The organism is Oerskovia sp. NPDC060287 (assembly GCF_042726775.1).
Taxonomy (GTDB): Bacteria; Actinomycetota; Actinomycetes; order Actinomycetales; family Cellulomonadaceae; genus Oerskovia; species Oerskovia merdavium.
Map to the genome: position 1 here is coordinate 17,023 of NZ_JBHXBO010000026.1, position 10,715 is coordinate 27,737.

Genomic DNA, 10,715 nt, shown 5'->3' on the forward strand with positions numbered 1-10,715 from the left:
GGTCTATCACCGGACCCCGAGCAGCGCGCGGGGACGCCTCCCCTCGGCGGGCCGGTGCGTCACTCCCGGGGAGCGTTCCCCCCGGCGGGCGGGTCCGACGCGGCCCGGGCCGCGTCCCGGTCGGCCTCGTCCTTCTCGCGGTCGGCGGCCTCCTGGTCGGCCGTGAGGTCGTCGAGCACCAGCAGGTCCGGACGCACCTTCCCGGTCCGGTAGCCCGCGCGACCGACCATGTGCGCCGCGACGGGCGACGTCATGAGCTGGAAGATCACGACGAGCACGAGCATGCCCACGGCCGACCAGCTGCGCAGCCGCAGCGCGAGCGCGATGAGGACCAGGATCAGGCCCAGGACCTGGGGCTTGGTCGCGGCGTGCATGCGCGCCAGCAGGTCCGGGAACCGCACGACGCCGACTCCTGCGGCGAACGCCAGGAACGCTCCGCACAGGAGGAAGATCGCCGCCACGACGTCGGCCACCACGGTCCAGCTCATGAGCGTGCCTCCTCGGGTCCGGTCGTGCCGTCGACCTCGGGGGCCGCGGCGGCATCTGCCTCCGCGGGATCGTCGGGCTCGTGCTCCGCGCCGTGCTCGGGGTCGGCGGCCTTGTCCCGCTCGTCGTCCTCGGCAGCGAGCCGCTCGGCCTCCTCGGCCGCGATCTCCTCGCGGGTCTTGATGCGCCGCTCGCCCTCGGGCTCGACGGACGCGAAGCGCGCGATGGTCACGGACCCGACGAAGCCCACGAGCGAGAGCACGACGAGGATCGGGATGGTCTCGGTGCGTCGAGACCAGGCGGCCTCGAGCGCGATGGTCCCGACGAGCGTGGTCGTGAAGACGTCGAGCGCGATGGTGCGGTCGAGCATCGACGGGCCCTTCTCGGCCCGGACGACGGCGAGCGTCGCGGCGGCGGCGAGGAGCACTGCGCAGATCAGGACGACGACGATCATCGCTTCCCCTCCCGTCGGTCGGTGCGTCGGTCGGTGCGTCGGTCGGCTCGGCGCTCCCCGGGTCCCCCCGTGGTCGAGGTGCCCGACGGCGCCGCTCCCGCGGGCACGGGCGCCTCGCCCGGGAGGTGGTACAGCCCCGCGGACTGGAGCTCCTCGTTGGACGCGAACGCGCGCAGCACGCGCGCCTCGAGGTCGAGCGTGTCCTGACGCACCTTGTCGGCGCCTCCCGCGGCGTCGAGGTCGAGCACGTGCAGGTAGAGCATGCCCGTGAGCCGGTGCGCCTCGATGACGAGCGAGCCGGGCACGAGCGAGCTGAGCTCGGCCGTGATGGTCATGTAGATGTCCGAGGGGTTGCGGAGCCTGACCCCCACCACCGCCCCGTGCGGGGTGTGGTGGAACCGGAAGGCCTGCATGCTCACCTGGAACGAGGCGACCACGAGGTCGGCGACGAACCGGGACATCAGCACGAGCAGGGGCCAGGGACGGACCGTCCCGCTCGTCGCGATCGACGGCAGCGGCATGAAGGTGATGAGCAGGCTCGCGATGATGACGCCCGCGATGACGTTGCCCCAGGACAGGTCGCCCCAGAGCATGACCCAGACGACGGTCAACCAGAGGACGGTGCGCCACTGCGCGGTGAGGCGGCCGAACCAGCCGCCCGCGAGGGGACCTCTGCGACGGTGCAGGCTCATGAGTCGTCACCTCCCTGCTGCTGCTCCTCTTCGACGAGGTCGCTCGACACTCCCTGCCCGCGCCCCGAGTCGTCCGGGAAGACGGCGTCGACGTACGTCGAGGGTTGCATGAGGTTCCCCGCGGCCCGTTCGGCGTACGAGTAGAGCGGGCCCGCGGCGAACGTGAGGGCCAGACCGAACGCGACGAGCGCCGTCGTGGGCCCGACCATGCCGCGCGGTGTGCCCGTCGACGGGAGCTCGACCGGGGCCGTCTGCCAGAACGCCTTGTTCCACGCCTTGACGATCGCGTAGAGCGTCAGGAGCGAGGTCACGACGCTGCCCACCACGAGCGCCCACGTGAGCGGCGTGCCCTGGGCCACGCCCTCCTGGAGCAGACCGACCTTGCCGAGGAAGCCCGACAACGGCGGGATGCCCGCGAGGTTCATCGCGGGGACGAAGAACAGGATCGCGAGCCCCGGCGCGATCTTCGCGAGGCCGCCCAGCTTGTCGAGCGACGTGGACCCGCCCCGCCGCTCGATGAGCCCGACGACGAGGAACAGCGTCGTCTGGACGGTGATGTGGTGCACGACGTAGAAGATCGACGCCGCCATCCCGGCCTCCGAGGCCATCGCGATGCCGAAGATCATGTACCCGATGTGGCTGACCAGGGTGAACGACAGCAGACGTTTGATGTCGTTCTGCGCCACGGCGCCCAGGATCCCGATCACCATGGTCGCCAGCGCGAGCCACATGAGCACGGTGTCGAGCCGGTTGTCCGGGAACAGGAGCGTCTGGGTGCGGATGATCGCGTAGACGCCCACCTTGGTGAGCAGCCCCGCGAACACCGCGGTGACCGGGGCCGGCGCGGTCGGGTAGGAGTCGGGGAGCCAGGCCGAGAGCGGGAAGATCGCCGCCTTGATCCCGAACGCGAGCAGCAGCAGGAGCTGCAGCGTCATGCGGACCCCGGGGTCCACGTCGGGGAGCCGCTCGGCGAGCTGCGCCAGGTTGACCGTGCCCGTCGCGGCGTAGGTGAGCGCGATCGCCACGAGGAAGATGACCGACGACAGCAGCGCGACGACCACGTAGATGGACCCCGCGCGGATGCGTTCCCCCGTCCCGCCCAGCGTCAGCAGGACGTAGGACGCGGCGAGCAGGATCTCGAAGCCCACGTACAGGTTGAAGAGGTCGCCCGACAAGAATGCGTTGGCGACGCCCGCGGCCAGGACCAGGTAGGTCGGGTGGTAGATCGAGACGGGCGCCTTGTCGTGCCCGTCGGCCACGCCCTGCCCCAGCGAGTAGAGCAGGACGCACAGCAGCACGAAGCTCGAGACCGTGAGCATGAGCGCCGAGAGCCGGTCCGCGACCAGGTCGATGCCGACGGGCGCCGCCCACTCCCCGACGTCGACCACGATGGGGCCGCTGTCGGCGCCGATGAGCAGGCCGATCGACGCGGCCAGCACCAGGGCCAGCGCGGCGACCGAGATGATGTGCTGGGCGCGCGGGTGGCGCCACAGCGCCAGGGCGAGGCCTGCCGCGAAGAGCGGCAGGACGACCGGCAGCGGGACGAGGGTCGCGAAGCTGTAGGGGAAGCTCATCTGCCCTCACCTCCTCCGGCGCCGGGTCTGCGTGGTCTGCGTGCCTTGTCCGGCGCAGGACGGTTCCCGTCGCGCGCGTCGGTCTCCCCGTCGCCGTCGCCGTCGGTCTCGTCGTAGACCTCGGCGGCCTCGTCGTCCAGGGTTGCTCCGCTCTCCTCGGTGTCGCTGTCCTCGAACGCCGGGGCGTTGCGCGCGGCATGGCGCGCGACGCGGCGGTCCTCGAGGTCGTCCTGCACCTCGTCGTGGCCGTGCAGCTGCCACGACCGGTAGGCCATGGCGAGCACGAAGGCCGTGAGGCCCAGGGTGATGACGATCGCGGTCAGGACCATGGCCTGGACGAGCGGGTCGCTCATCTGGGCCGGCGCGGTCTGCCCGATGATCGGTGCGCCACCGGCGCGTCCCCCCGCGACGAGGAACATGAGGTTCGCGCCGTTGCCGATCAGGATGAAGCCGATGAGCACGCGCGTCAGGCTGCGCTCGAGGAGCAGGTAGACGCCGGTCGCGAACAGGACGCCGATCGCCAGGACCAGGATGAGGCTGGGGGTCATGTCGATGCTGTCGGTGGTCCGTGCGACCTCTGCCGGGTCGATGTCGGCAGCCGGCAGCAGGAGCGGCGCGAGCAGGTGGTTCGTCGAGCTCATCGTCGCCCCCCTCCGATCTGGTCCGGTTCCATCGCTTCCATGGGCCCCGCGTCCTCCCGGGCCGCGGCCTCGCCGTGGCGGTCGATCTCGGCACCGAGCGTGCGCAGGATGTCGAGGACCAGGCCGACGACCACGAGGAACACCCCGATGTCGAAGAACAGCGACGTGACCAGGTGGATCGTCCCGACGAGCGGGAGCGTCAGGTCGATCGCGACGCTCTGCAGCACGCTCCCGCCCATGATCAGGCCGATCAGCCCCACCCCCACGGACAGGAACAGCCCCGTGCCCAGCAGCAGGCCCGGGTGGACCGGCGCGGCCTCGCCCAGCTCGTAGCGTCCGCCCGCGAGGTAGCGCACGATGAGCGCGATCCCGACCACGAGGCCGGCCGCGAACCCGCCACCGGGGGCGTTGTGCCCCGAGAAGAGCAGGAAGATCGCGAACACGATCATCGAGTGGAAGAGCACGCGCGTGACGACCTCGAAGATGACCGAGCGTCGCTGCGGGGCGAGCGTGCGCCCTGCGCTCAGCCACACGAGCATGCGTGGCTGCTTGCCCTCGGCGGCCGCCTCGTCGACGCCGCGGCGGCGCAGCGCGGCGCCCGGGTCCTCCTCGTTGGCCCAGATGCCGGGGGTCGCGGCGCCCGACGACGTCGCGTTGCGCTCGCGCAGGATCTCGCCGCTGCGGGTCCGCAGGAAGACCAGGGACGCGACACCGGTCGCCGCGACGAGCAGCACCGAGATCTCGCCCATGGTGTCCCAGGCGCGGATGTCCACGAGGGTCACGTTGACGATGTTCTTGCCGTAGCCGTGGATGAACGCCTCGGCCGGGAAGTCGAGCGAGATGGGGCTCGCCACGCGGGCGAGCGGGACCGTGAGGGCGAAGCCCATCATGACCACGCCCACCGCGACGCCCAGGACCAGCCGCACCCAGCGCGACGTCGCGAGCGGCCGGTTGGAGAAGTACGGGGGGAGCCTGCGGAGCACCAGGACCATGACCACGAGGGTGATGGTCTCGACGAGCACCTGCGTGAGCGCGAGGTCGGGGGCACCGTGCAGCAGGAACAGCATGGCGTTGCCGTAGCCCGCGATGCCCACGAGGATCACGGCCTTGAGGCGACGGCGCGAGCGCGCCGCGAGGATGGACGCGACGCAGATGGCCGCGACCGCGGCGACCTGGGCCGGGCGGTCCCACGCCTTGACCTGCTCGGGCCACTGCCCGCCGATGAACATCAGGAGGCCGGGCCCGACGACGAGCACGACGAGGATCGCGCCGAGGTAGAACGGCAGCGAACCACGCTGCGTGACCGCGGTGACGTCGGCCGCCACCTCGTCGAGGCGGCGCATGATCCGCCGGTAGGTGCGGTCGGCCTCCGGACCGGTCCAGAGCGACGCCTGGAACCGCTCGACGGCCTTGCGCTGCCAGAACAGCAGGGCGCCGACCGCGAGGATGAGGACCGTGAGCCCCAGCGCCGGCGTGAACCCGGCCCACAGGGTCAGGTGCCCCGGCTCGCCCGCGGGATAGGTGTCGGCGTAGGGCGCGAGGAGGTTCTCCCCGAAGTGCGGGACGAGTGCGGCCGCGAGGCCGAGCAGCGCCAGCACGAGGGCGGGCCACACGAGGAGCGCGGGCTGGCGGTGGATGCGTGCGGGGTCGATCGGGGCTTCGTCCGGCAGCGGCAGCCCAGCGCCGCGCTGGGCGACGAGCTGCTTGCCGGTCGCGTTGAGGCGGACGTGCTCGTTGGCGCGGGCCACTGCCGCAGCGACGTGCTTCTTGGTCGCGAACGCTCCCCAGAAGAACCGGATGCCGTAGGCGACCGTGAACATCGAGCCCACGACCACACCGATCAGGACGACGGCGTCGACCCACGTGGGTCCCTCGCCGTGCAGGAGGGCCTCGAGCGCGGCCTCCTTGGCGACGTAGCCCGCGAGCGGCGGCAGCCCGATCATGGAGGCTGTCGCGAGGGCGCCGGCGAGCGCGGTCAGGGGCAGCGCACGCCCGACGCCCGTCAACCGGCGCAGGTCACGGGTTCCCGTCGCGGCGTCGACCACGCCGACCACGAGGAAGAGCGAGGCCTTGAACATGGCGTGCGCGCCGATCATGGCCAGGCCTGCGAGCGCGGCGGACCGCGTCCCGAGCCCCACGAGCAGGACGATCAGGCCGAGCTGGCTCACGGTGCCGAACGCCAGGACGAGCTTGAGGTCGTGCTGGCGCAGCGCTCGGTAACCGCCCACGAGCAGCGTGCCCACGCCCAGGACGATGACGATCGTGCGCCAGACCGTGGTGTCGGAGTACGCGGGGGCGAAGCGCGCGACGAGGTAGACGCCGGCCTTGACCATGGCTGCGGCGTGCAGGTAAGCGCTGACCGGGGTGGGCGCGGCCATGGCCGCGGGGAGCCAGAAGTGCAGCGGGATGAGCGCGGCCTTGCTCGCCGCGCCTGCCAGGAGGCACACGATCGCGGCGGTCACCGCTCCGCCCGTCGGGGGGTCCGCGATGATCTCCGAGAGCCGGAAGGTGCCGCCCTGGACGCCCAGGATCACGACGCCCACGAGCATCGCCAGGCCGCCTGCGGTCGTGACGATGATGGCCTGCATCGCGGCTCTTCGGCTCGCCTTGCGGTCGGCGTAGTGGCCGATCAGCAGGTACGAGAAGACCGTCGTGAGCTCCCAGAAGATGAACAGGAGCAGCATGTCGTCGGCCGTGACGAGACCGACCATGGCCCCCGCGAACGCCGTGAGCACGGCGCCGAAGCGCCCGAGGCCCGAGGCGGTGGGAGAGAAGTAGGCCGAGCAGTAGACGAGGACCAGGGCACCCACGCCGCCCACGAGCAGCAGCATGAGCCAGGACAGGGTGTCCATGCGGAAGGCGAGCTCGAGCCCCAGCCCGGGCACCCACTGGGTGACCTCGGTGGGGTGCACGCCGTCCATGACGCGCGTGGTCCAGCTGAGGGCGTAGACAGCGGCGGAGGCGGGCGCGAGGGCCATCACCAAGAACGCCTTGCGGCCCAGCACCGAGACGAGTGCGGGCGCGCCGAGTGCCATTGCCAGATGCGCAACGAGCAGATAGAGCACGTCCGCTCCGTCCTGGTCGGGGGCGGGTGGGCGAGAACGTGGACCAGGGGCTGCCGTCAGGACCGACCAGGACGACGCGACAGCGCGCATGCAGAGGACGGCCCGGAGACACACCGGGTCCGGTAAGTATTTTACCGTTCAACGAGGCCTTGGTGACCACTCGGCGCCCCGAGGATCGGTGGGTGATGTCACAGGTTCAGCGGGAACACACGAGCGGACCACGACGCGGCGAGCCGCCGAACCCCTGCGGAGCGGCGGTCAGCGGGCCGCCGACCGCCACGCGTCGATCCCTCCGAGGGTCCCGTCGGTGATGCGCCGCACGAGCACCTCGGTGTACGCGAGCTCGGCGCGCAGGATCGCCAGCTCGTAGCGCGAGTCCGCGACGGCGAGCTCGGACACCTCGGGCCGGTCCGTGCCGGAGAGGTCCAGGTCCTCCAGGTCGTCCTCGATCCTGCGGACCTTGACCCGCAGCGCGACGAGACGGGTGCGCAGGAGGTCCCCGACGTCGTCGGGCCCCAGGAGCGGGAGGAAGCTGAGCGCCGCCATGAACTGCGGGTACTCCTTGACGGGCGCACCCAGCAGGGCGCGCATCCAGTCGTCTACCTCGGTGCGGCCCGCGCCGGTCAGCCGGTAGACGGTGCGCTGCGGACGGTTCCCGTCCTGCTCGGTGCCGGCGGGCTCGATGAACCCGTCGCGCACGAGCGCCGTGATGACCGAGTAGAGCGAGCCGTAGTTGAGCCGCACGGACTCGTCCTTGCGACGGTCCTTGAGCGTGCGCGCGATCTCGTACGGGTGCATGTGGCGCTCCGCGAGCTGCGCGAGGACCGCGAGCGCCAGGGCGTTCGCACGGCGCCGTGCGGTGGCGCCGTCGCCGGACGCTGCGTCGTCTGCCATGTCCGCCTCGCCCGTTCTCGCCCGTCTTCGACTACTCGGCACAGAGTATTCGCGGCCCCTCTGGGAGCGCAACCACGCTCCGGGCCGGGGAGCGGGCGGGTCGGTGGCGGGGTGCGGGCCCGCCCGGCCCGCACCCCCTGCTCAGATGTCCTGCGGGTCCACGAGGAAGTCGGCCTCGTCGGCGATCTCGCCACCGACCGCGGCGTAGAGCGCACGCGTCACGGTCGCGATCAGCTCGGCCGCGCGCTTGCGCGCGATCTTCAGCTCGAACGACGGCGACTCCGTCTGCGCCTCGACCAGGTCGCGCGGCTCCCAGCGCAACCGGTAGGCGACCGCGCCCTGCGAGGCCCACGGGAGGTTGCGCAGCAGGAGCGGGAGCTGCTCCTCGCCGCCGATCTCCACGGCCACCAGGCCGTCGACCCCCATGTCGATGATCAGGCCGTAGCCGTCGAGCACCTTGCCGCTCGTCAGCGCGGCGATGTCGATGTCGTCTGCCTGGGCGTGCAGCGCGCGCCGCAGCTCGGGGTCCATCTTCTCGCCCCGGTACAGCGGCAGCTCGCCGATGCCCTGGGGCGGGCCCCCGTACGAGCGCCCCTCGGTCGCGAGCGCCACGCGCGGGTGGACGTTCGAGACGACCGCGAGCGCGGCCTCCGGGTCGAGCCACACGTCCGAGAACACGGACATGTCGACCGCGACCCCCGGGTCCGGGGTCAGCACGACCGCGGGCGCCGCCGGGTTGCCCGCGTCCACCCGGATCGAGCCGCCCAGGCGGCGTGCGACCTCGACGAGCCACGCGATGACGCGCTCCTCCTCGCGGGTGGGCAGGCCCGCGGGGAAAGCGCGCCCGACACCGTCGCGGTCCCCACCACCGGGGAACGGGACGTCGCCGCGCTCGCGCGGGCACACGACGTCGTACACCTGCTCCGTGCCGGGCGGCAGACCCGGGTTGCTCCCGTCCGCCGACCACGGCGAGTAGGGCCCCGTGAGCGTCGAGTGCCGCGAGGTGCGCAGGACACCGGGCTCCCCCGGCCTGGCCGTGCGGGGCGCCGGCGTCAGGGGATCCGTGCCCGACGGCGCCACGTCCCACCGCGCCCCGGCGAACCTGGACACGGCAAGGGTCTCGACCTCGTCGATCTCGACGTCCCCCGGCAGCGCGAGCAGGTGCCGCGCCTGGTGGCCCTGCGCCGACGACGCGGGGAACGGTTGGAGGGTCGAGCTGGGCGCCTGGGACACGGTGGTGTCAGCCTCTCTGCGGTGAGAACGTCCGATCTGGCGGGCTCGGGTGAGCCGGCTGGGGATCACACGTCGGTGCGGTGGAAGTTCTGCCAGGAACGCGAGGCCGTGGGGCCCCGCTGACCCTGGTACCGAGAACCATAGATCGACGAGCCGTAGGGGTGCTCCGACGCCGACGACAGCCGGAAGAAGCACAGCTGGCCGATCTTCATGCCCGGCCACAACGTGATGGGGAGCGTCGCGACGTTGCTCAGCTCGAGCGTCACGTGACCGCTGAAACCAGGGTCGATGAAACCGGCCGTGGAGTGCGTGAGGAGCCCGAGGCGGCCCAGGGAGGACTTGCCCTCGAGGCGGGCCGCGACGTCGTCGGGCAGGGACACCTGCTCGTAGGTCGCTCCCAGGACGAACTCGCCCGGGTGCAGGATGAACGGCTCGCCCGGCTCGACCTCGACGAGGCGCGTCAGGTCCGGCTGGTCCGTCGACGGGTCGATGAACGGGTACTTGTGGTTGTCGAACAGCCGGAAGAACTTGTCCAGCCGCACGTCGATGCTCGACGGCTGGAGCATCGCGGGGTCGTAGGGGTCGAGGCGGACCCGCTGGGCGTCGATCTCGGCAGTGATGTCGCGGTCGGAGAGGAGCACGGGGCAACGGTACTCCGCGCCGGGCGGGCGCTGAGAGATGGTCCGGCGAGGTCGTCGGGGACACGGCGGGGGGCGGCGGGCGCGGGCCGGTACCCCGGAGGCCCGACCCGAGGCCGGTCGGTCAGACGGGCTGAGCCTGACCGACCTCGGGTGGGCACGGCATCAGCTCCGCAGCGGTCGGCCCGTCGAGTCGACCGAGTACTGCCCCGACTTGGACGTCAGGTAGAGGATGCCCTCGACCAGGCCCCAGATCGCGACGGCCCAGCTGAGGAAGCCCAGCGACAGCACCGAGATGAGCAGCATGGTCACGCCGACCCCGGTGTACCCGAGGTAGAAGCGGTGGATCCCGAGGCTGCCCAGGAAGATCCCGAGCAGACCCGCCGCGAGACGCGACTTGGCGTTCGGGTCCTCGTAGTAGCCGGTCTGCTGGGCGCCGTACGCACCGTAGGGCTGCTGGTAGCCGGGCTGCTGGCCGTACGGGTCCGTCGGGGCCCCGTAGCCGTAGCCGGGCTGCTGGCCGTACGGGTCCGCAGGCGCGCCGTAGCCGGGCTGCGCAGGCTGGCCGTAGCCGGGCTGGGCCTGCTGACCGTACGGGTCTGCGGGGGTGCCGTAGCCGCCGTAGCCGTAGCCGCCCTGCTGGCCCGCAGCCGGGTCGACCGGCGGGTAGCCCTGCGCACCGGCGGCATCCGGTGTGCCGTACCCCGGCTGGGCAGGCTGGCCGTACGCGGGCTGCTGCGCCGCGTACGGGTCCGCTCCAGCCGCAGGATCAGTGGGCTGCTGCTGGTACGGGTTCTCGGACAAGGCGCCTCCTCAGGCGTAGCGCGGGCATCGATGCTGGCATCATGGCCCGTGTTGGGTATGATCGTGGACGCACACCGGTTCCTGACCGGTTCGCACCGGCCGGGGACGGCCTGCGAGCTGCAGGGTTCCACGTCATGCGGATGTAGTTCAATGGTAGAACTTCAGCTTCCCAAGCTGATAGCGCGGGTTCGATTCCCGTCATCCGCTCCAGCCGAGAGGCCCCGCACCAGCTGG

At 71.8% G+C, this 10,715-nt stretch carries 10 protein-coding genes and 1 tRNA gene; 1 reads left to right on the top strand and 10 read right to left on the bottom strand.

Annotation, left to right across the window (positions count from 1 at the left end):
• Positions 1-59 precede the first annotated feature (59 nt).
• From mnhG to ACFWFR_RS04160, 10 genes are all read right to left on the bottom strand, one after another.
• Positions 60-488, bottom strand: a complete 429-nt coding sequence (gene mnhG / locus ACFWFR_RS04115) for a monovalent cation/H(+) antiporter subunit G (protein WP_191801005.1) — start codon at positions 486-488, stop codon at positions 60-62.
• Complete coding sequence (locus ACFWFR_RS04120) at positions 485-940, bottom strand: monovalent cation/H+ antiporter complex subunit F (RefSeq protein WP_191801007.1); 456 nt, start codon at positions 938-940, stop codon at positions 485-487. Before ACFWFR_RS04120 ends, mnhG begins: the two co-directional genes overlap by 4 nt.
• A complete protein-coding gene (locus tag ACFWFR_RS04125; protein ID WP_377621378.1) occupies positions 937-1,632 on the bottom strand; it encodes a Na+/H+ antiporter subunit E in 696 nt (231 codons plus the stop codon). Before ACFWFR_RS04125 ends, ACFWFR_RS04120 begins: the two co-directional genes overlap by 4 nt.
• Positions 1,629-3,206: a Na+/H+ antiporter subunit D gene (locus ACFWFR_RS04130; protein WP_191801011.1), complete on the bottom strand. Its 1,578-nt coding sequence runs from the start codon at positions 3,204-3,206 to the stop codon at positions 1,629-1,631. The genes ACFWFR_RS04125 and ACFWFR_RS04130 overlap by 4 nt, the downstream gene beginning before the upstream one ends.
• Positions 3,203-3,754, bottom strand: a complete 552-nt coding sequence (locus ACFWFR_RS04135) for a Na(+)/H(+) antiporter subunit C (RefSeq protein ID WP_377621388.1) — start codon at positions 3,752-3,754, stop codon at positions 3,203-3,205. The genes ACFWFR_RS04130 and ACFWFR_RS04135 overlap by 4 nt, the downstream gene beginning before the upstream one ends.
• A gap of 89 nt (positions 3,755-3,843) precedes the next feature.
• Positions 3,844-6,882 (bottom strand): Na+/H+ antiporter subunit A, encoded by a 3,039-nt coding sequence (locus tag ACFWFR_RS04140; RefSeq protein ID WP_377621380.1) that lies wholly within the window; start codon positions 6,880-6,882, stop codon positions 3,844-3,846.
• A gap of 288 nt (positions 6,883-7,170) precedes the next feature.
• A complete protein-coding gene (locus ACFWFR_RS04145) occupies positions 7,171-7,806 on the bottom strand; it encodes a PadR family transcriptional regulator (RefSeq protein WP_377621382.1) in 636 nt (211 codons plus the stop codon).
• Between the two features lie 141 nt (positions 7,807-7,947).
• Entirely contained in the window at positions 7,948-9,039 is a 1,092-nt protein-coding gene (locus tag ACFWFR_RS04150; RefSeq protein ID WP_377621384.1) for a hypothetical protein, read from the bottom strand.
• Between the two features lie 65 nt (positions 9,040-9,104).
• Positions 9,105-9,680, bottom strand: coding sequence for a dCTP deaminase (gene dcd, locus ACFWFR_RS04155; protein ID WP_056652708.1), 576 nt, complete (start codon positions 9,678-9,680; stop codon positions 9,105-9,107).
• 162 nt (positions 9,681-9,842) lie between these two features.
• Positions 9,843-10,481: an NINE protein gene (locus ACFWFR_RS04160; protein WP_377621386.1), complete on the bottom strand. Its 639-nt coding sequence runs from the start codon at positions 10,479-10,481 to the stop codon at positions 9,843-9,845.
• A 136-nt stretch (positions 10,482-10,617) separates the two neighbouring features.
• Between ACFWFR_RS04160 and ACFWFR_RS04165 the strand changes: the two genes are divergently transcribed.
• Positions 10,618-10,691 (top strand) — tRNA-Gly (locus ACFWFR_RS04165).
• Positions 10,692-10,715: the final 24 nt, after the last annotated feature.

What these genes read in the sequence shown, in the direction of transcription:
- mnhG (WP_191801005.1), bottom strand. Translation starts at nt 488, where the DNA reads ATGAGCTGGACCGTGGTGGCCGACGTCGTGGCGGCGATCTTCCTCCTG.
- ACFWFR_RS04120 (WP_191801007.1), bottom strand. Translation starts at nt 940, where the DNA reads ATGATCGTCGTCGTCCTGATCTGCGCAGTGCTCCTCGCCGCCGCCGCG.
- ACFWFR_RS04140 (WP_377621380.1), bottom strand. Translation starts at nt 6,882, where the DNA reads ATGGCACTCGGCGCGCCCGCACTCGTCTCGGTGCTGGGCCGCAAGGCG.
- ACFWFR_RS04125 (WP_377621378.1), bottom strand. Translation starts at nt 1,632, where the DNA reads ATGAGCCTGCACCGTCGCAGAGGTCCCCTCGCGGGCGGCTGGTTCGGC.
- ACFWFR_RS04145 (WP_377621382.1), bottom strand. Translation starts at nt 7,806, where the DNA reads ATGGCAGACGACGCAGCGTCCGGCGACGGCGCCACCGCACGGCGCCGT.
- ACFWFR_RS04130 (WP_191801011.1), bottom strand. Translation starts at nt 3,206, where the DNA reads ATGAGCTTCCCCTACAGCTTCGCGACCCTCGTCCCGCTGCCGGTCGTC.
- ACFWFR_RS04135 (WP_377621388.1), bottom strand. Translation starts at nt 3,754, where the DNA reads ATGACCCCCAGCCTCATCCTGGTCCTGGCGATCGGCGTCCTGTTCGCG.